The 20,933-nt window shown below is 47.7% G+C and carries 15 protein-coding genes and 3 tRNA genes; 6 read left to right on the top strand and 12 right to left on the bottom strand.

Annotated elements, in window-relative coordinates; all coding sequences use genetic code 11:
* Nucleotides 1-25: 25 nt before the first annotated feature.
* Both rrtA and queC read right to left on the bottom strand, forming a co-directional pair.
* Complete coding sequence (rrtA, locus tag SDEN_RS10520; protein WP_011496455.1) at nt 26-682, bottom strand: rhombosortase; 657 nt, start codon at nt 680-682, stop codon at nt 26-28.
* Complete coding sequence (gene queC, locus SDEN_RS10515) at nt 666-1,364, bottom strand: 7-cyano-7-deazaguanine synthase QueC (protein ID WP_011496454.1); 699 nt, start codon at nt 1,362-1,364, stop codon at nt 666-668. The genes rrtA and queC overlap by 17 nt, the downstream gene beginning before the upstream one ends.
* A gap of 174 nt (nt 1,365-1,538) precedes the next feature.
* Between queC and queE the strand changes: the two genes are divergently transcribed.
* Nucleotides 1,539-2,207 carry a 7-carboxy-7-deazaguanine synthase QueE gene (gene queE / locus SDEN_RS10510; RefSeq protein ID WP_011496453.1) on the top strand — a complete coding sequence of 223 codons (669 nt, stop codon included), beginning with the start codon at nt 1,539-1,541 and terminating at the stop codon, nt 2,205-2,207.
* A 133-nt stretch (nt 2,208-2,340) separates the two neighbouring features.
* On the opposite strand, the gene SDEN_RS10505 is transcribed toward queE, so the two are convergent.
* The 4 genes from SDEN_RS10505 to SDEN_RS10490 form a co-directional block, all read right to left on the bottom strand.
* Nucleotides 2,341-3,402 (bottom strand): PLP-dependent cysteine synthase family protein, encoded by a 1,062-nt coding sequence (locus SDEN_RS10505; RefSeq protein ID WP_011496452.1) that lies wholly within the window; start codon nt 3,400-3,402, stop codon nt 2,341-2,343.
* 305 nt (nt 3,403-3,707) lie between these two features.
* Nucleotides 3,708-3,792: transfer RNA gene (locus tag SDEN_RS10500), tRNA-Tyr, on the bottom strand.
* A gap of 76 nt (nt 3,793-3,868) precedes the next feature.
* Nucleotides 3,869-3,953: transfer RNA gene (locus SDEN_RS10495), tRNA-Tyr, on the bottom strand.
* 91 nt (nt 3,954-4,044) lie between these two features.
* Nucleotides 4,045-4,129, bottom strand: a tRNA-Tyr gene (locus SDEN_RS10490).
* A gap of 145 nt (nt 4,130-4,274) precedes the next feature.
* On the opposite strand from SDEN_RS10490, the gene SDEN_RS10485 reads away from it, so the two are divergent.
* Nucleotides 4,275-4,769, top strand: a complete 495-nt coding sequence (locus SDEN_RS10485; protein ID WP_011496451.1) for a VC2046/SO_2500 family protein — start codon at nt 4,275-4,277, stop codon at nt 4,767-4,769.
* An 83-nt stretch (nt 4,770-4,852) separates the two neighbouring features.
* Here SDEN_RS10485 and SDEN_RS10480 read toward each other — a convergent pair whose 3' ends face one another.
* On the bottom strand, nt 4,853-5,920 hold the full coding sequence (locus tag SDEN_RS10480; protein ID WP_011496450.1) for a 3-deoxy-7-phosphoheptulonate synthase: 1,068 nt from the start codon (nt 5,918-5,920) through the stop codon (nt 4,853-4,855).
* Between the two features lie 194 nt (nt 5,921-6,114).
* Entirely contained in the window at nt 6,115-6,927 is an 813-nt protein-coding gene (locus tag SDEN_RS10475) for a posphoenolpyruvate synthetase regulatory kinase/phosphorylase PpsR (protein ID WP_011496449.1), read from the bottom strand.
* Nucleotides 6,928-7,051: 124 nt separating this feature from the next.
* Between SDEN_RS10475 and ppsA the strand changes: the two genes are divergently transcribed.
* The 4 genes from ppsA (at nt 7,052) to SDEN_RS10455 (ending at nt 13,609) form a co-directional block, all read left to right on the top strand.
* Nucleotides 7,052-9,427 (top strand): phosphoenolpyruvate synthase, encoded by a 2,376-nt coding sequence (ppsA, locus tag SDEN_RS10470; protein ID WP_011496448.1) that lies wholly within the window; start codon nt 7,052-7,054, stop codon nt 9,425-9,427.
* 133 nt (nt 9,428-9,560) lie between these two features.
* Nucleotides 9,561-12,611: a D-2-hydroxyglutarate dehydrogenase YdiJ gene (locus SDEN_RS10465; protein ID WP_011496447.1), complete on the top strand. Its 3,051-nt coding sequence runs from the start codon at nt 9,561-9,563 to the stop codon at nt 12,609-12,611.
* Complete coding sequence (locus SDEN_RS10460) at nt 12,608-13,156, top strand: DUF1285 domain-containing protein (protein WP_011496446.1); 549 nt, start codon at nt 12,608-12,610, stop codon at nt 13,154-13,156. Before SDEN_RS10465 ends, SDEN_RS10460 begins: the two co-directional genes overlap by 4 nt.
* Before the next feature lie 42 nt (nt 13,157-13,198).
* A complete protein-coding gene (locus tag SDEN_RS10455; RefSeq protein ID WP_041405765.1) occupies nt 13,199-13,609 on the top strand; it encodes a MarR family winged helix-turn-helix transcriptional regulator in 411 nt (136 codons plus the stop codon).
* A gap of 65 nt (nt 13,610-13,674) precedes the next feature.
* Here the strand turns inward: SDEN_RS10455 and SDEN_RS10450 are convergent, their stop codons facing one another.
* The 4 genes from SDEN_RS10450 to SDEN_RS10435 form a co-directional block, all read right to left on the bottom strand.
* Nucleotides 13,675-14,031, bottom strand: a complete 357-nt coding sequence (locus tag SDEN_RS10450) for a glutaredoxin family protein (protein WP_011496444.1) — start codon at nt 14,029-14,031, stop codon at nt 13,675-13,677.
* Nucleotides 14,032-14,209: 178 nt separating this feature from the next.
* Nucleotides 14,210-16,735 carry a glycoside hydrolase family 15 protein gene (locus tag SDEN_RS10445; protein ID WP_011496443.1) on the bottom strand — a complete coding sequence of 842 codons (2,526 nt, stop codon included), beginning with the start codon at nt 16,733-16,735 and terminating at the stop codon, nt 14,210-14,212.
* Between the two features lie 87 nt (nt 16,736-16,822).
* A complete protein-coding gene (locus tag SDEN_RS10440) occupies nt 16,823-18,415 on the bottom strand; it encodes an MFS transporter (RefSeq protein ID WP_011496442.1) in 1,593 nt (530 codons plus the stop codon).
* 393 nt (nt 18,416-18,808) lie between these two features.
* Complete coding sequence (locus SDEN_RS10435) at nt 18,809-20,794, bottom strand: glycoside hydrolase family 97 protein (RefSeq protein ID WP_232279962.1); 1,986 nt, start codon at nt 20,792-20,794, stop codon at nt 18,809-18,811.
* Nucleotides 20,795-20,933: the final 139 nt, after the last annotated feature.

The raw sequence follows: 20,933 nt of genomic DNA, 5'->3' as shown, positions 1-20,933 counted from the left end.
CCCTTTTTTGGAATTGTATTTCGAACTAGCTGAATTTATGTTTGATACGTTGACGAACATAAAGGTAGCTAAGCCAGCCAATGCCACAAATGATCCCGCTTATCACCCCAATAAGGTGAGACTCGGTCGCCACTCTGGCGCCAATTAACTCAACCACGCTGCTATTTGCGCCATAGCTTTGTTCGTAATACACCTTAGCTAGCACACCTAGAAATAGCAGATATCCCGAACGATAGCCCTTAGTGATGTCCATAATGGCACCGAAACTGAATAAGCCATGGAGTACACCGCTGAGGCCTACGTAGCTGAGTAGTTCAGGGTAATAGAAATACAGACCTAGGCCTTCGAACAGACAAAGGCTTAAAAATAATCCATAGATAAGTATCGGTTTTTTTTTATAGTGCATCTCATGCAGGAAGAGGATCACCCACAGCCCTGCAAGATTCATTAATAAATGCCATAAATTGGTATGGAGTAAGTTTCCAGTCACGAGGCGCCACACTTGGCCTTGAGTGATATTCAGGCGTAAGTAACTGAAGCTATCGGCAATGGATGCGCCTTGGGCTGAAAACCATTCTAATGCCCAAAATGCCGACGAAATAACCGTGACAATAGTGGCAAATAAATACAGGGGTTGCCACTGCAAAGGATTGTTTTGGTGAGATTTATGCTGACTTGCCATGAGTCTTTTGCTCTAGTGAGGCCATAACACTTGGCTTATGGTTAAGGTAATCATCCAAGCCTTTTTGTCTTAAATGACAGGCAGGGCAGTCGCCGCAGCCTTGGCCTATGATGCCGTTGTAACAGGTTAATGTCAGTTCTTTGACTAACGTTAGGCTGTGGTATTTATCTGCCAGCGCCCAGGTCTCGGCTTTATTGAGCCACATGAGCGGCGTGAGCAAGTTGATTTGTTTGTCCATGCCTAAACACAGGGCGGTTTCCATTGCGCGTACGAATTGATCGCGGCAATCTGGGTAACCTGAAAAATCGGTTTCACATACCCCAGTGATCACACTGTTAGCCCCCAACTGGTAGGCATAAATGCCCGCTAAGGTGAGAAACAAGATATTGCGCCCAGGGACGAAGGTATTGGGTAAGCCATTTTCCATCAGCTCATGGGAGACGGGAATGTCATCGCGGGTTAAGGCCGAGATAGCCAGCTCGTTAAGTAGGCTCACATCCATGACTTTATGACTGGCGATGCGTAATTGACTTGCTAAGGCCTTGGCCACTTCAATTTCTTCATTATGACGTTGGCCATAATCGAAGGTAATCGCATGGACTTCATCAAATTGTGTGAGCGCCTGAATAAGGCATGTGGTGGAGTCTTGACCACCACTGAAAACGACGACTGCTTTAGACATAGGAGTACCAAATAAAAAGGGAAAATATGACAGGCGGACACTGAGCGACGTCCATGAAGCTGGTAGGCTTGTCTTAGCTGACTAGTTTATCTTAAGCATAGGCCTTTACGCAAAACTTGCAGCAGAGAGCAAAATCCACTATAAATGCCGACCCGCAAAGATTAAAGGCCAAAAATGAACTATCCAGTCAACGAAGTATTCGAAACCATTCAAGGCGAAGGCTGTTTTACTGGCGTGCCTGCCTTATTCGTGCGCCTGCAAGGCTGCCCTGTGGGTTGTGCTTGGTGCGATACTAAGCAGACATGGGATGTGCTGGCCGACAACAAGGTGACTCCTGAGCAGGTCATTACAGTAGATGGCACCATAGGCCGCTGGGCCAACCATGATGGTGCGAGTCTCATTACCGCGTTTAAGGCTAAAGGATTCACCGCTAAACATATCGTGCTAACGGGTGGTGAGCCTTGTCTTTATGATCTCACCGACATCACCCATGACTTTATTGCGGCAGGTTATAGTGTTCAAATTGAGACCAGCGGTACGTTCGAGGTGAAATGTCATCAAGATGTGTGGGTGACAGTGTCACCTAAAATCAATATGAAAGGCGGCTACAAGGTGCTTGAACAAGCCCTGATCCGCGCTAATGAGATTAAGCATCCCATCGCCACCCAAAATCACATAGACGAGCTCGATGAGTTGTTAGCGGATATTGACCTTAGCGGTAAAACCATTTGTCTGCAGCCAATCAGCCAGAAGGTGAGGGCCACCGAGCTTGCGATGAAAACCTGTATCGCTCGCAATTGGCGCTTGTCCATCCAGACTCACAAGTACCTTAACATCGATTAATCCATTGCGCTTGCTGTTAGATCTAAGCTGCTTGAGATAAATAGCGCGCCTTTTGGCGCGCTATTTATTGTTTTAATGGCATTAGCAGTATGACAAGTTCGTCAATTAACAATTAACAATTAACAATAAGTCATTACTCAATAAGGCCACACAAGTCGAAGGCGGCGAGCTTATTCTGGTACACACTGATGTCACCAATGTGTGCTTCAATCCAAGCATTATCATAATAGGTATCCAAATAACGCTCACCTGAGTCGCAGATTAAGGTCACGATAGAGCCTGACTCACCCCGTTCACGCATCTGAGTGGCCAGTAGCAGGGCGCCATACAAGTTGGTGCCTGTGGATGCCCCAGTCTTGCGGCCAATAAGCTGCTCTAGCCAGTGTATGGTAGCAATGGAGGCCGCATCTGGGATGCGTTTCATCTCATCCACCACGCCGGCAATAAATGATGGCTCGACTCGCGGCCGGCCTATGCCCTCTATTTTGCTGCCGCTGCAATCCGTGAGGCTTGCATCACCCGTGTGATAATAATCATAAAACACCGAATTTTCTGGGTCCACCACACACAGCTGAGTCGTCATTTGCTGATAGCGTAAATATCGACCTATGGTCGCTGACGTGCCGCCAGTGCCTGGACTCATGACTATCCACTGAGGCACAGGGTGAGGCTCTTTTTGCATCTGACTAAAAATGGAATCGGCGATATTATTGTTGCCGCGCCAGTCCGTTGCCCGCTCCGCATAAGTAAATTGATCCATATAATGACCACTAAGCTCTTCGGCTAAACGCTCTGATTCGGCGTAGATCTCACTGCCTTTGTCGACGTAATGGCACTTACCACCGTAGAACTCTATTTGTTGGATTTTTTTCTTAGCCGTGCTCTTTGGCATCACGGCAATAAAAGGCAAGCCTAGTAGGCGGGCAAAGTACGCCTCAGAAATGGCGGTACTGCCTGAGGAGGACTCGATAATGGGGGTGTCTTGTTTTATCCAGCCATTACACAGGGAGTAAAGAAACAACGAGCGAGCTAGGCGGTGCTTTAAACTGCCAGTGGGATGGGTGCTTTCATCTTTGAGGTAAATATCGACCCCTTCAAGCTGCGGCAGGTCGAGTTTGATGAGGTGTGTATCGGCGCTGCGCTGAAAATCCGCTTCAATAAGCCCGATGGCGCGATTGACCCAAGACTGTGACATGGTAAAACCCTATAAACACAAAATGATATAAATCATAATAAAAAAGCATAACAATAAATAGCCCCATCGACAGTGCTTAGCTAAATAAGCAAACAAAATGGTCATTGAGTGAGTCGATATGCAGGATGACGGGTGTTTTATAACAATGCTGCCGGAAAAGTGCTTGGGGGATGCTATGCACAGTATTTGAGCTGAAAGGTTAAGCGGATGATTAATTTTTTATTATGAGAGAGCAAGCGAGAGAGATAAAGTGAAAGAGGTGAACTACATAGAGTAGATAGTGCGGATAGTGCGGATAGAAAAAGTGGTGGAGGGAGAAGGATTCGAACCTTCGAAGGCTGAGCCGTCAGATTTACAGTCTGATCCCTTTGGCCACTCGGGAACCCCTCCACTGATAAAGCACGTTAGTGGCTTACTAACGATGGAACCTAAAACTTTAGCATGACAAAAACTGAGTTAAAAAAGATGGTGGAGGGAGAAGGATTCGAACCTTCGAAGGCTGAGCCGTCAGATTTACAGTCTGATCCCTTTGGCCACTCGGGAACCCCTCCAACAATATCTTTTTTACTTGGACTATGCCGTACTTTCTAGCCGGTTATCCGTTATTACTCAGGAGTAATTTGATAACACACTAGACGCAAATGGTGGAGGGAGAAGGATTCGAACCTTCGAAGGCTGAGCCGTCAGATTTACAGTCTGATCCCTTTGGCCACTCGGGAACCCCTCCTCAATTGCGGCGGCAATAGTAGTCAGAAACATTAAGCATGTAAAGCGTAAAACTGAAATAAAACTCAAGTAATGCTTCAACTGGTCGATTAAGTATCAATCCCGGTAGTTAATCAACCAACGAGTTGTTTTGGTGGCGTTTTTTTATGCAAATTGAGTTTCCCTTAGTCAATGAGTCACAATGTGGCAATCGCTTGAATCAAGCGATTGAGCACCACAGACGGGGAGAATTTGGCTTGATTTTGGCTATGCTATCGGCAGACGCCAGAGATCAGGCGCAATTTCAAATAGACAGTGATTTATCCCAAGCAGAAAAGTTAACCAAACAATTTGAAATTCCAAAGCCTCAAGCGCTAATTGCCGATCTTTCGACCACTGAGCCGCTAACCGATAATGCACAGGTTTATTATCAACAAGGGCTGCGAGGATTTCAGTTAGCTCAAGCGCTCACTCCAGAAGCCTTAGTCATTCGCGGCCATACCTCAGATGATATGGCGCTTGCACTGAGTAATTGCGACCCCTTAACTCGCTTGCGACAAGATAATGCCATCCCTAAGTTGCCCGACTTTAATCAGATGCACTTCATCGACCAACTGGCAATACAGCGTCAAATCAGTGCGACGTTGGCATTAAGTGCTTAAGCTAAGCTGTATCTTCAATGTCCATTCGTAGCTATATTTCATGAGCTTTCAATTAAATACAACTTGATTAATATTGGCTTAAATTACGCATTATATAGCAGCGCCTTACGATCTTTAGCGGCTTGGGCTAAATCACGCAGTAGTTTTTCAGAGTCGCTCCAGTGCAGGCAAGCATCTGTGATGCTTTGACCGTAAACTAGGGGTTCACCTGTGATCACCTTTTGATTGCCTTCAATCATAAAACTCTCTGCCATGATGCCTGCGATGGCTGTGCTGCCAGCGCGTAACTGCGCCATGATGCTGTCGGCCACATTGAGCTGATTTTTGTGCTTCTTTTCACTGTTACCGTGACTGAAATCCACCACCATGCGCTGGGTTACACCCACGTGTTCCAGTTTGGCGCGGGCGACTTCTATATCTTCGGCGCTGTAATTTGGGGTCTTACCGCCACGAAGTATGATGTGGCCATAAGGGTTACCGTGAGTGCGATACACGGCCATGGCGCCATCTTTATCTGGCGAGTAGAAGATATGGGGTGCGGCGGCGGCGCGCACTGCATCGACGGCAATACTGATGTTGCCGTCTGTGCCATTTTTAAAGCCCACAGGACATGATAATGCCGAGGCCATTTCACGGTGAATTTGGCTTTCTGTGGTGCGGGCACCGATAGCCCCCCAAGTAATTAAGTCGGCAATATACTGACCGTTCACCATATCTAAGAACTCGGTGGCGATGGGCAGTTTTAATTCGGTAATTTGCTGCAATAATTCACGGGCCATACGTAGGCCTTTATTGGGGCTGAAGCTACCATCGAGATCGGGATCTGAAATGAGTCCTTTCCAACCCACTATGGTGCGCGGCTTTTCAAAATACACTCGCATTAAAATACACAAATCATCTTTAAGCTCGTGGTGCAATGCGGCTAAACGCTCGGCATATTCAAGTGCGGCTTTAGTGTCGTGAATGGAGCAAGGGCCTATGATCACCAATAAACGCTGATCTTCACCTGCGATAATGGCTTCAACTTCACGGCGCTGTTGCACCAAATAATCGGCAGCATCTTGAGTGAGAGGGTATTCAGAAGCGAGCTGTGCTGGTGAAATCACTTTACATAATAAGGATGTACGAAGTTCGTCTGTTTTAATTGTCATTCAATATACCGCGCTAGCATGGATGCTTCTTGATTTAATATTGCTCGGGATTATAACCAATTCGGCCACAATGCACACGGCAAAAAACCGATTGTGGTCATTGAAATATCCTCATTAACATTGACTTGGCCTAAAAGAATGATCTTATTGTCATCTTGCATCAGGCCCAAAAGTAAACCTAGATTGTTCATGAGTTAGAACATATGCCGTGCTAAACCTGTCACATCTAAGATTTTAGTGGCAATTTCTTCCACCGAATGGTTGGTGGTATCCACAAAAGGAATGCGCTCACGCTTGTACATCATCTCCACTTCTTTGACTTCTAAACGGCACTGCCTTAGTGAGGAGTAGCGGCTGTTTTCCATCCGAGATTGACGGATTTCATGGAGACGATTGGGATCTATGGTTAAGCCAAACAGTTTGTTTTTATTGCGTTTTAAGGCGTCAGGCAACTTAAGGTTGTCCATGTCATCTTCGGTGAAGGGGTAGTTGGCGGCCTTAATGCCAAACTGCATAGATAAGTACAGGCTGGAAGGCGTCTTACCACAGCGGGATACACCTAACAGAATAATGTCGGCTTTATCCATGTGCTTCATGGTTTGACCGTCATCGTTTTCCATAGAGAAATTTATCGCGTCGATGCGGGCTTCATAGCTGTGATTGCCTTTACCATGAGTACGGTGCAGCACAGGGCAGGCTTGAATGCCTAAATGTTGCTCAAGGGGCGCCACAAAGGTGTTCAAAAAATCATAATCCATGCCTTCACTGGAATAAATCACATTTCGAATGTCCGGATTGACGATGGAATGGAACACAAGTGGTCGCTCACCTGTTGTAATAAAACAATCATTTATTTGCAGCTTTACTTTTTCAGCTTTGACTAATGTTTCCACAAAAGGAATGGTAAGTGCTTCAAACTCTATTGGAAATTGCGATAGGACCGCGTGTCCAAACACTTCAGCTGTGATGGCTGTGCCATCAGATATGTAGAATACTCTTGGTGCCATTATGACCTCTTGTAGTAATAAAATTACAAATGAAATTATAGATTTACGCTTCTTGTGTGGGAGTGTAAAATGCCGCTGCCCTGGTGTGAAGGGGCCACTGAAATAAACTTGCGGAGAGAGAACTGTGCAGCAATACATACTCTGGTATCAAGAATTAGGCATGGGTGACGTAGACAAGGTGGGCGGTAAGAACGCGTCCCTTGGAGAGATGATCAGTAACCTGGCAAATGCTGGTGTTCAAGTACCTGGCGGATTTGCGACCACATCTCATGCGTTCAATGAATTCCTTGAACAAAGCGGTGTTAACCAGAAAATCTATGACGTACTCAACAATTTGGATGTAGACGATGTCAAAGCACTTGCTAAAGTGGGTGCACAGATCAGACAGTGGGTTATCGACACCCCGTTTCAGCCCGAGTTAGAAACCGCGATTCGCCAAGCTTACGAGAAATTGGCCAGCGAAACCACAGAAGCCTCTTTCGCCGTGCGCTCATCAGCCACAGCAGAAGACATGCCAGACGCCTCATTTGCAGGCCAACAAGAAACCTTCCTAAACGTAAAAGGCTTCGACTCTGTGTTGGTGGCCATTAAACACGTTTATGCTTCCTTATTTAATGACCGCGCGATTTCTTATCGTGTACACCAAGGCTACGAGCACCACGGCGTAGCATTATCGGCCGGTGTACAGCGCATGGTGCGTTCAGACAAAGCCTCATCCGGGGTGATGTTCACCATGGACACCGAATCTGGCAACAATGATGTGGTGTTTATCACTTCATCATTTGGTCTAGGTGAAATGGTGGTGCAGGGCGCGGTTAACCCTGATGAATTTTATGTTCACAAGCCCATTCTAAGCCAAGGCCATGACGCAGTAGTGCGTCGTAATATCGGCAGCAAGCTTATTCAGATGGTTTACTCAGATGATGCCGCTCATGGTAAGCAAGTTAAGATTGAAGACGTGGCAAGCGAGCAGCGCCGTCAGTTCTCAATCAACGATGCTGAAGTCATGGAGCTGGCTAAGCAAGCTATGGTTATCGAGCAACATTATGGTCGTCCAATGGACATCGAATGGGCAAAAGACGGTAATGATGGCAAGCTTTATATCGTTCAGGCGCGTCCTGAAACCGTGCGTAGCCGTGAAGATGTGCAACTTATCGAGCGTTATCACCTCAAGACCAAGGGCACTGTGATGTGCGAAGGTCGCGCTATCGGTCATAAAATCGGTACTGGCGTGGCTAAAGTCTTGTCTTCAATCGCAGATATGGATCAAATTGAGCCAGGCGATGTACTGGTAACCGACATGACAGATCCCGACTGGGAACCTATCATGAAGCGCGCTAGCGCGATTGTGACTAACCGCGGCGGCCGTACTTGCCATGCTGCGATTATCGCTCGTGAATTAGGCGTGCCAGCGGTTGTCGGTTGTGGCGATGTCACTGACCGCATCAAGACGGGTGATATTGTGACTGTGTCATGTGCCGAAGGCGACACAGGATTTATCTACTCAGGTAAGCAAGATTTTGAAATCATCACCAATCGCGTCGATTCATTGCCCGATTTACCGATGAAAATAATGATGAACGTGGGTAACCCAGACAGAGCCTTTGATTTTGCTCGTCTGCCAAACGAAGGCGTAGGCCTTGCCCGTTTAGAGTTCATCATCAACCGCATGATAGGTATTCACCCTAAAGCCTTGCTCGAGTTTAATCAGCAAGATGCGGCGCTACAAACTGAAATCAACGAGATGATCGCAGGTTATGACTCACCGGTTGAGTACTACATTGCCCGTCTGGTTGAAGGTATTGCCACTATCGCTTCTGCTTTCTACCCGAAGAAAGTCATAGTGCGCATGTCTGACTTTAAGTCAAACGAATACGCAAACTTGGTCGGCGGCGATCGCTATGAGCCAGAAGAAGAGAACCCTATGCTGGGCTTCCGTGGTGCTAGCCGCTACATTTCTGAATCATTCCGTGATTGTTTCGCATTAGAATGTGAAGCCATCAAGCGCGTACGTAACAAGATGGGCTTAACTAACGTTGAGATCATGATCCCCTTCGTACGTACGGTAAGCGAAGCGGCTCAGGTCATCGACTTGCTTAAGGCTGAAGGCTTAGAGCGCGGTAAAGATGGTCTTCGGGTCATCATGATGTGTGAATTGCCATCTAATGCCTTGCTTGCGGATCAGTTCCTTGAGCATTTCGATGGATTCTCTATCGGCTCGAACGATTTGACTCAGCTCACTTTAGGCTTAGACAGGGATTCAGGCATCATCAGTCATTTATTTGATGAACGTAACGATGCAGTTAAAGCCTTGTTGGCCATGGCCATCAAAGCGGCAAAAGCCAAAGGTGCCTATGTGGGGATCTGTGGCCAAGGTCCATCGGATCACGCCGACTTCGCTGCATGGCTAGTGGAGCAGGGCATAGACACAGTATCATTAAACCCAGATACAGTGATCGATACCTGGTTATACCTAGCTAAAGAACACGCTAAGGGTTAAACAACCTTGAAATAATGATTTTTAAGAGGTAACCGCGAAAACATCGTCTTAAAAATCTTCTATAAAAAGCCACTCTATTGTGGCTTTTTTTGTTTATAATGTTGGCACTACAATCATTTACAGAAAATCGATTATGTTGCCTCAGCTGTCACATCAACAAACCTTAGAACCTGTTTATTTAGCTTTTTTAGATGCACTCGAGCAAAGTGAATTTGAAGGAGACATAGATAAGCGCTACAGCGCTCGATTAGTTCAGGCAACGGACAATTCTGTATACCAATTTTTGCCTCAAGGGGTGATTTACCCTAAGGATCAACAGGATTTATGCCTGCTGCTCACGCTAGCGGCAAACCCTCTATACCAAGCGGTCACCTTCAGCCCCAGAGGCGGTGGTACAGGCACCAATGGTCAGTCGTTAACCCATGGGTTAATTGTTGATTTATCACGTTATTTCAATAAAGTATTAGAAATCAACGCCGAAGAAGGTTGGGCAAGAGTGCAAACTGGCGTGGTCAAAGATGCCTTCAACGATGCATTGCGCCCACACGGGTTCTTTTTTAGCCCAGATTTATCCACCTCAAATCGCGCTACCTTAGGCGGGATGATCAATACCGACGCCTCAGGCGCAGGCTCCTTAGTGTACGGTAAGACCTCTGATCATGTGCTTGGGCTTACCAGCGTGTTAATCGATGGCAGTGTGTTAACGACCACGCCAGTAAGCTTAGCTGAGCTTGATAACAACAATGCTAATAGCAATCCACTTGGGCTTGAAATAAGCAATGTTATTGCCAAAGTGTGCCGGGATAAGCGGGAGTTGATTGAACGCCAATTTCCCAAATTAAACCGTTTCTTAACCGGGTACGATCTCAAGCACGTGTGGAATGATGAATTAACTCAGTTTGATTTATCGCGCATTTTAACCGGCTCAGAAGGCACCTTGGCGTTCATCACTGAAGCCAAAGTGTCATTAACGCCGCTGCCAAAATCTCGGGTGATGGTCAATATCAAATACGACTCCTTCGAGTCGGCCCTGCGGCATGCGCCTGCCTTGGTGACGGCCCAGGCCACCGTGGTTGAAACCGTCGACTCCAAAGTGCTTAACCTTGCCCGCGAAGACATTATTTGGCATTCGGTAAGTGAACACATTCAAGCCGTGCCCAACAAGGTGATTGAAGGGCTTAATATGGTGGAGTTTGCCGGTGACGAGCAAACGGTTGCCGATAAAGTTGCCAGCCTTGAAGCGACGCTCAAGCAGCAGCTTGAGACAGAAGCCTGCGGCATTGTGGGGTTTCAAATCACCGCCGATAAGCCCAGTATCGAGCAAATCTATGCCATGCGTAAAAAAGCCGTGGGGCTGTTGGGCGCCACCAAAGGCAGTCGTAAGCCCATCGCCTTTGCTGAAGATACTGCTGTGCCCCCTGAGAACCTAGCCGATTTCATCATGGAATTCAGGGCATTGCTCGATGGTCATCAGTTGCAATACGGCATGTTTGGTCATGTGGATGCGGGTGTATTACATGTGCGTCCTGCCCTTGATATGTGTGACGAAAACGATGAAAAACTTCTTAAGCTAATTTCCGATGAAGTGGCGGCGCTCACCCTTAAATACGGCGGCCTGATGTGGGGTGAGCACGGCAAAGGGGTGCGCGGTGAATATGGCCCTGCGGTATTTGGTGCTGAGCTATATGGGGTGCTTGAGCAAATCAAAGGCTTGTTCGATCCTAATAATCGCTTAAACCCAGGTAAGCTGGTGGCCCCAAAAGATACTGGTCCCTTGATGTTTAATGTGGACAGCGCCAAGCGCGGCAGCTTTGACCGACAAATACCTATTAACGTAAGGCAAGCCTTCCCCGATGTGATGAACTGTAACGGCAATGGCTTGTGTTTTAACTACAGCAGTTACTCGCCCATGTGCCCTTCGTTTAAAGTGACAGGTGAGCGCATCCATTCCCCCAAAGGCCGCACTAGCTTAATGCGTGAATGGTTAAGACTACTGGAAGCCGAAGGGGTGGATGTCAACGCCTTAGCCAAATCTAAGCCCTTAGGCTGGCTGCAACGGGCGCAGAACACCATCAAGAGTCAGCAAGAGTATGACTACTCCCACGAAGTGATGGAGTCCTTACAGGGGTGTTTAGCCTGTAAGTCTTGCTCTAGCCAATGTCCAGTAAAAGTGGACGTACCTAAGTTCAGGGCACAATTTTTTGATATTTATTACAAACGTTATTTGCGTCCCGCAAAAGATTATTTAGTGGCAGGCATTGAAGATGCATTGCCCCTAATGGCGACCATGCCAAAACTCATAAACTTAGCTTCTCAGCATAGATTAAGCCGCTGGGCCATTGAGAAAGCCCTAGGTTATGTGGACTCGCCGGCGTTATCTGTGCCGACCCTAAAGCAACGCCTTCATGGCCACAGTAGCCGCGGCTATGATTTAGAGGCGTTGCAGGCCATTCCAGAAGATGCGCGCAGCCAATATGTGCTGGTGGTGCAAGACCCTTTCAACAGTTTCTATAATGCTAAATTGGTGCATAACTTTATTCGCCTTATCGAGGCCATGGGCTTAAAGCCTGTGCTTTTGCCCTTCAAACCTAACGGTAAGCCCACCCACATCAAGGGCTTTTTAGAAAAATTTGCCAAGATGGCCCAATCCAGCGCCGATTTCCTCAATCAGTTACAGGCGCTGGGCATGCCCATGGTGGGCTTAGATCCTGCCCTGGTCTTGTGTTATCGGGACGAATACCATGAAATACTCGGCAAAAGTCGGGGTGATTTTGAGGTGAAACTCGCCAATGAATGGCTCATTGATGCCATAAAGCAAGTGCCCAGTTTACCGGCGACGGATAAGCGTTTTACCTGGTTTAGCCACTGCACCGAATCCACCGCTAAGCCCAATACTGGCAAAGAGTGGAGCACCATTTTTAAGCACTTTGGTGCCGATTGCCAGTCTGTGGCACTAGGTTGTTGTGGTATGGCCGGCACCTATGGTCATGAAAAGGTCAATTTGGATAATTCCAAGCAATTGTTTGCCATGTCTTGGCAACCAAGTCTTGAGAAAGTGACCGACAAGGCCACTGTGCTAGTGTCAGGGTTTTCCTGTCGCAGCCAAGTGAAACGCTTTGCCGAGTTTGCGCCTAAGCATCCGGTTGAGGCCTTACTTGAACTGGTTAATCAGGCTCAAGCGTGACAGAGCCTAAGCCGGTAAAACAGGATAAACCCAAGCTTAAGCAAGAGACGCCTGAGCAAGCCAAGTTGCAAGCACAGACGTCAGAGTCCGGCGAGCGAGCATTGAGGCAGTTTTTACCGGAACATGTTCCCCTGTGTGATGACCTTAGTCAGGCGCCCTTGTTTGACATAGACGGCGAGGGAAACTGGCACTATTTATCCAGCCCCTTGCCGGCTAAATTTGCCAAGCTGTTTGCCAGTATTTTATATTGCATAGAGGGGCAGCACTACCTGATAACCCCGGTTGAGAAGTTACGGGTACAGCTAGTCGCATCGCCTTTGGTTATGGTCGACTATGAAGTGATTGAAGGTGATAAACTCAAATTTATCAGCAGTATAGGCATCGAGTACTCAGTGCTGATTCGCGATATTGACATCAAGCATGACGGCATTCATTTACCCTTAGCGCGAGGTTTAACGGCGCGCCTAGGCCGCGCCTGCTATTATCGCTATATCAATGAGTTTATTGTTAATGCAAGTCAAGATACTGGCTTAATGGGCAGTTAGTGTGCAGAATGGAACTCACAGGGTTTAGATTTGGAGGTGATTTTGAAACGTAGCGAAAGTTTGACTTACCTTATTACTCACCTTAACCATGGGCTGCAAAACGAGCTCGATAGCCGCTTAAAGCGCTATCAGCTGGATACTAAGTTGTGGCCTGTGTTGTTTGCCCTGTGGCAAGAAGAGGGCTTGAGTCAGACTGAGCTGTCAAAACGTTGTGATGTGGCCAATTACACTATGACAAGGCTTTTGGATCAGCTGCAAGTGCTGGGGTTTATTACCCGCCATCAGGAAGAAGATAACCGCCGCGCCTTTCAAATATTCCTCACCGATCCCGGTAAAGCCCTAGAAAGCGATCTCACCCTGGAAGCTGAGCGGGTGGATGAATTGTACCTCAGTCAATTGAGTCCAATAGAGCAGCAAAACTTGATGGCACTGCTGAACAAGATGAATCAATAGCCTGTTAGTTATCCTTAATAAAAAAACGCCGCGTAATCGCGGCGTTGTTTATGACGTCTGCCCTATTAAGCAAATTCATCATTCAGGTAGTTGATGATGGTCGATGATTCATAGAGCCACTGCACTTGGCCGTCTTTTTCAATTCGAAGACAAGGAACTTGCAGCTTACCACCATGATTAACCAGCACTTGCTTATGCTCATCTTGCTTAGCATTCACAGTTTGGATAGGTAAATTCTGGCGTCTCATAGTGCGGCGCACTTTAACGCAAAATGGGCAGGCTGGATATTGATACAAAGACAGGGCTTGGCTTTTCTGGGCAACGTGAGCCTGTGCCTCTGCAGTGCGAGTCAATGGCTTGGGGGCAAAAACCGCATTTAATAACAAAATGATTCGACCTAAAATCCAACGGATCACAAACATAGCTTTACCTCTACTTCTTGTCTTAAATGAGTCATATATTTCTAGAGCGCACTCTACCCGAATTCATTGATAAGATAAAGCCGCCAACCTCTGAGTTCGAATGTTGGCGGCGATAACTACAGCAGGCCCTGACTCTGGCTCTCACTCTTAGTCTTCGATGCGAGTGAAGGCGTTGGGTTTATTTACTAAAGGTCGCGCTGACTTTTGGATAATGATCCCACAAGGCTTCATCTGTCATCGAACGCACTAATTTCACGTATTCGGCGTGAGTCCAGGCAAGGGGGGTTGCCGAGTTAGTGCCTTGACCCAAACGATAACCATAACGTGTGCTATTGCCCACGCCATCCCACACTTGCTCGGGTAGCATCAAGCCCTCATTGGCGAAGGTTTCCATGCCTTGAACATAAGTGTTAATCAAAGCCTGTTTACGCTGAGCATCCAGTTTGCCATCAACTAAGGTGCCCGATAACGCTAATGCCAGCTCGTAATGACCGCGCTCGCCAGTGAAAAATGGCCAGACTCTGCCGCGCTGATCTGCGGTATTGCCGTTTTCTGCGTAACTTAGGCCGGTTTGGGTGTCCTCACCATAACCATCATTGCCATAGCGGCGATAGCCTGGCACTGTGCTGCCATCTTTGGCGCTGAACAAATATTTAAGCCTTAAGTTATCTTCAAGCTCAAGATCCACTAAGGCAAGGCTATTGGCTATGATGGGGTCCTTTGCATCACGCACGCCATAGCGGACTAATTCTAAGAAGCCCGCATCTAAAATTAGTCTTTGATCTAAGCCTGGTTTGCCATTGTTATCTAAGAGTTTTATTGCCGTATTCGGGTCACCTTGGGGACTGATGCGCACATAATAAGGTGCGGGTTTGTCTATTTCAGAGTGATTTTTTTCAGTGTTTGCATCAATCTCAGACTCTTGCCCCAATAAACCATTTTGGGTCACCATCTGAGTTTCAAGTTTCGCTTCAAGCTTTTTAGCAAATTCAAGGTATTGCTGTGCCTGTTCATCTTTGGCGAGGGCGCCAATATCGCTTGCCGCCACTAAGCCTGCAATCACCGCCGCTGTGGTTGATGGCGAGAAGCCAAGCTGCTCCTCCCAGCGTTCTTGCTGAGTGCTGGGGGTGGTGATGTGAGTGTCATTCCAGTCGAGCTTCACCTTGCCGCCATTAACCAAAAAATCTGCCGCAGGTTTTAACATGCTGTGATACCAATGGCTTATTTCGGCGTCGGTGAATACCCCAGCCTGCCAGAGTTTCCAGCCGAGCATGATGGGCATGGCGGTTTGATCTAACTGCACACCTACCCATTCAATTTCACCGTCCACATGGGTCTTTTGTAAAAACCATCCAGGCGTGCCGCTATAACCTTTTGTGTCTTTGGTCACTTGCACTTTTTTAAGGTATTCGAACGCCACCTTCGGCGTTTGGGTGTCACCCATGGCTAAGAAGGCCATGGCGCATTGATAAAAGTCTCGCGGCCACACGGCCTTGTAACCTGTGCTGCCAACCTTAGCCGAAACACTGTCACCCCAAGGATTTGAGAGCGAGGCGATAAGTGCGCCCGCATGGGTCTTATCTTCTTGGGCCTTAAGCACTAATGCGCTGGCGTACAAGAGTTTGCCATTATCTGTGGTGCTGCGACTCATGGCATCAAGGGGGCTAAGGCTAGCTAAATAATCTTTCCAGCCAAGGTGACTGTCATTACCTAAATAGGCGCTAAGCACAGCGTCCGATCCTTGGGCTAAACTGGCGTTTGCCGTGGCAAGGCTTGAGGCTTTATCGGCTGCAAAACCTATGACAAGATCAAATTCCAGCGGGGTATTCATTGTGAGCTCAGGATACTGAGCCGTTAGCGCTACGTTGCCCGCTTGTTTGCCGGTATTGGTGTAGCGCCAGTCGAGCTTACCGTTATCCATTAAATCCGATAAGCCATCGGATACCCCAACAAAGCCTGCGCTTGCGCTGACAAATTCAGTGCTGGTTTTCACTGTCATCACAGTTGAGTCTGCGGCTAGGGTTTGGGCGATTAGTGCACCATCTTCTATTGTCGCGCTGTCATTGGCGCCGCTGTTGTCGATATGGGGGTTCACATAAAGGTGAGGGGTAATGCCCGCTTCGAAGGCGGTAAATATCACCTTCATCATTAGGCTGTCGTTATCAGGATTAGTGAAAATGTGCTTTTCTATCTGATATTTACCTTCGATATCTTTATTGGTTATTTTATAGGCAAGGGATTGCGGCCGGCCTTGGTCATCTTGGTGTAAATATTCAATGCTGCTTGTGGTGTGGTCTTTTTCGGTATCGATAAAGCCTTTGCCTGTCATCACAAACTGCAGTTCTTTTAACTGGGCATTATGAATAAGGCCATACATGGTTTCGGTTAAAATGCCTTGGGCCACAGAGAACCAGACTTTACTGACAGGATTTGCTGCTTGTGCTTGGTACTTGCCGTCTACATAGGGCTCATAGGCCGTGCCAATGCCGGTTTTACCCGCAAAGGCCCAGGTGGGTTCTGCGCCTGGCGCACCTGGGGCCCAAGTTTCACTTAAGACTGAATTTTCACTTAAGGCTGAGTTTTCACTTAAGGCTGAAGGTGCATCCGGCGTACAACCGCTTAAGGCGATACTCGTGCTTAATAGTGCGCTGGCAACGAGTACTGAAAGTTGGCTTTTTTTAGTGGTAATGGTTAACCCTGTCATGACATTCCCCAAATTTTGTGAACTATTTTTATTCTAAATGTTTCATTCTAATTTATTTATATTTATATAATTGTTTTACTTCAGTTTTTAGTGTGAGTTATCTTGATCGACAAACAGCACTGCGATACCGGAAAGCATCATAAATACCCCGCCGAGCACTAAGGCGTAGATGGGCTCACCATTGAAGAAGGTTTTCAATAACAGGCCCAAGATGCTGGCTGCAAGCAGCTGAGGAATAACGATAAAGAAGTTAAATATCCCCATATAAACGCCCATCTTTTGGGGGGGCAGCGCGCCAGACAGCAGTGCATAAGGCACAGATAAAATGGATGCCCAGGCAAAACCGACTCCTATCATGGGCAGCCACAACAGGCTTGGGTCGCTAATAAAGTAGAAACTTATCAGCCCGCTGCCGCCTAAAAACATATTGACTGTGTGGGTCAACCTAACGCCGACCCACTTAGCGAGGAAGGGGATGCAGATGGCAGCAAGGGCGGCAAAGCCATTGTAAGAGGCGAATAAAATACCAACCCAATCGGCGCCATCGTTAAACTGCTTAGATAGCACATCTGAGCTGCCGTAATGATAAGAGGTGACGGCCGCTGTGGTGTAGATCCACATGGCAAACAGCGCAAACCAGGCAAAGAATTGCACCAGTGCCAGCTGCCTCATGGCCTTTGGCATGGCAAACATGTCATCGACAACCGTAAACAGCATGCCAGTGGGCAAGGTGGTTTTTCCCTGAGTCGCTAGGTTCTTTGATGCCTCGAAAGCCTTTTTAAGGGCAAGGGCGCAGTAATATTGCATTGGCGCAAAGGCCAAGATCCCAATGCTCAAAATATACAACTGCTTATCTAACTGGTACAAATAAACGGCGGCGGTAAATAACCCACCAATTAAGGCGAAAATGAGCGCACCAAATTGATATTGCGCCGCGCTTCTGCGGCCAAAGCTTTCACCCTCTTGGCTAGGATTAACCTTATCAAGTGATGGGTTAACAGCCTGTTCGGCTTGGTGGAAGGATTCAAGCTCAGCGGGGGAATATTCTTTGGTGCTAACCACAGTCCAAGTGACAGCCATAAACAGCACCACAGCACCAAAATAGAAGGCATAGCGCACAGAGTCGGCTATTTCACCGGCTGGGGCGGTATTGGCCACATTAAAGAATTCGGTCAAGACATAAGGCAGCGCCGAGGCGACGACTGCGCCAATGCCGATAAAAAAGCTTTGCATGGCATAGCCTTGAGTGCGCTGGCTTTTAGGTAAATTGTCACCTACGAAGGCACGAAAGGGCTCCATGGCGATATTGATTGAGGCGTCCATGATCCACAACATGCCAGCGGCAATCCACAAGGTGGGTGAATGAGGCATGATAAACAGGGCGAGGGTGGTGAGTACGGCGCCGATCAAGAAATAGGGTCTGCGGCGGCCGAAACGGTTCCAAGTGTTGTCACTTAAATAGCCTATGATGGGCTGAACGATAAGGCCAGTTAATGGCGCTGCGATCCACAAAATTGGGATGGCATCCATATCCGCACCCAAGGTTTGAAAAATGCGGCTGACGTTGGCATTTTGCAGTGCAAAACCAAATTGTATGCCCAAGAAGCCGAAGCACATATTGAAAATTTGCCAGAAATGCAGCTGGGGCTGAGTGTTAGCAGTTGGATTATTGGTAGACATCTAAGGTCCTTTGTTATTGTGCTATTGCATAACTGTGGGTGTCATATTGTCCCATCAGCGAGGGCTGGCGGCCAGTGGCATTAGGTGGTCGGCAGAAAAATTTCAGCTAAAAAAATGGCGAATACACATCCCCTAAGACGGGTATTCGCCTAAGACTTAAAAGCTAAGACTTAAAAACGACAGACCTAAAAGCCAAAACCCTCAAATTCCACAAACAGAGCCTGAGGTTGGTATAACAGGGCTAATACTGCCTCGAGTGGTTTTTTGACACAACTGACTACATACGTATTCATCAAACTTGAGCAACATATCCTCAGCCTTGATAACAATTGGCGCAGCAAACAATCGTGTTTGCTACGCCAATGTTGACCGTGAAATGACTTAAAAGCTGATTTATAAGGGCAGTAAGCGAATAGCGACACCGCCACTGGCCGCAAGGGTTAGTGTTAGGCTGTCTTTCGCGGTTAAGGTTTTGGTTTCAATTACATAATCATAGGGATTGGTTAACCAATGGGCCTTAGGACCATCGCGATATATTTGCGCTTGATAGGTGCGGTCTTTATCGAGGAAATCCAACGTAAGGCGTAATTCACGGCTATTTTCATCGCTGAGCGCACCGATAAACCATTCGTCATTGGCTTTGGCTTGACGGGCTATCGCGACAAAGTCACCCACTTCACCCGCCAGGGCGATACTCTGGCGCCAGTCTGTTGGCACATCGCGAATAAACTGAAACGCATCCAAACGCTGCACGTAATTGCGCGGCAGATCGGCCGCCATCTGAATAGGGCTATAGAGCACCACATACAAGGCCAATTGCTTGGTTAAGGTGGTCTGTACCCGATTCACCGCATCTAAGCCTTCGGGCGCCAGATTGAAAATCCCTGGGGTAAAGTCCATTGGCCCTGCCAGCATGCGTGTAAAAGGCAGAATAGCCGTGTGCTCAGGATTATTGGGCGGCGTGCCCCACGCATTGTATTCTTGACCGCGGGCCCCTTCACGGGCTATCCAGTTGGGGTAAGTGCGGCGAAGGCCAGTGTCCTTAATAGGTTCATGAGTATTGATGCTGATGCCGCGTTTAGCCGCCTCGGTGACACTGTGCAGGTATTCGTTAACCATAAATTGGCCATCGTGCCATTCGTGACGCACTATGCCTTGCTCATCCACTCTTTTGATTTGCGCGCCATCGGCCACGTAGCCGGTTTTGACCTGAGTCACGCCATGCTTTTTATATAAATCGTAAGCGGCGCTCATTTGATTGCGATAGTTGGTTACTGAGCCCGAGGTTTCATGATGGCCCACTAAGCGTACATTTTTAGCCGCGCCATAGGCGGTAACTTTTGCCAAATCAAAATCTTCATAGGCTTTGGTGAAGCTAAATACATCGCCATTTTCATACCAGCTGCCATCCCAACCTTCATTCCAGCCTTCGACTAACACTCCATCGAAACCGTATTCAGCGGCAAAATCCATGTAGCGCTGGGTTTCACTGCTGGTGGCGCCGTGTTTGGGACCGCTGCCCCAGGTATTCTCGCCTAGATGCATACCCCACCAAATGCCGACATATTTGCCCGGTTTAACCCAAGACACATCCCCAAGCTTGTTGGGCTCGTTGAGGTTTAAGATAAGATCAGAATTCAGCAGCCCAGTGGCACTGTCTGCAATTTGAATCGTGCGCCAAGGGGTAGTGAACCCAGGTGCCGTTTTCACTAAAATGCCATCGGACCATGGGGTTAAGTCGGCTTTTAATTTACCGTCTCGGCCTTGGTTTAACACCATAGCCGCGTAATCTATCAGCGCCGCTTCATGGATACTGATGTGAGTACCTTTGACTGTTTTGAAGGTGAACGGCGTGTGGGCGCGATCCACCTTATCTAAGCTTGTGGTGTTATACAGGTATTCATAGCGATTCCAGCCGCGCCCAGGGATCCACCAAGCCGTGGCGTGTTTGGCATCAAGCACGCTAAATTCACTGAGTTCATTGGTGATGTCAAGCTGTGCAACTCCCTTAAGACACGCTTGCTTAGGCACGCGATAGCGAAACCCTATGCCATCATCAAAGGCTTTAAACTCGACCTCAAAGCTGAGTGCACCGTTAGAAAAGATGGCGCTAAGGGCGTGGTGCTTATCATAAATGGTTTCACGCTCACCCCAGGGCTGCTGCCATTGGCTATCATGGCTGGAGGTTTTATGGCTTTTAAGGGTAAAGCCTTGCCCCAGTTCGCCTAACTGTTTGAACACTAACCCCAATCGGCTTGAGTCAATCACGGTTTCGCCATGGAAGCTCACTTGATAGTGAGGCTGTCTATTATCATCAGAGAGCAAAACCATAATATGAGAATCAGGGGAGCTTAACTGCAAGGTTTGCGCCTGCGCCATTGGCGCAATAAAAGCGGTGAGTGCTGTTAACGCCGTAAATGTTGAAAGCACAGTCATTAAGCCGATATTGCTAGCTAGGCGCAAAGGAGAATGAGCTTGAGTGCTTCTTTTCGTGCGCATTTGATGAGCGCGCTTTTGA

The organism is Shewanella denitrificans OS217, assembly GCF_000013765.1.
GTDB lineage: Bacteria > Pseudomonadota > Gammaproteobacteria > Enterobacterales > Shewanellaceae > Shewanella > Shewanella denitrificans.
Note: the sequence above shows the minus strand (reverse complement) of the source record. Positions and strands in the feature narration are given on the sequence as shown.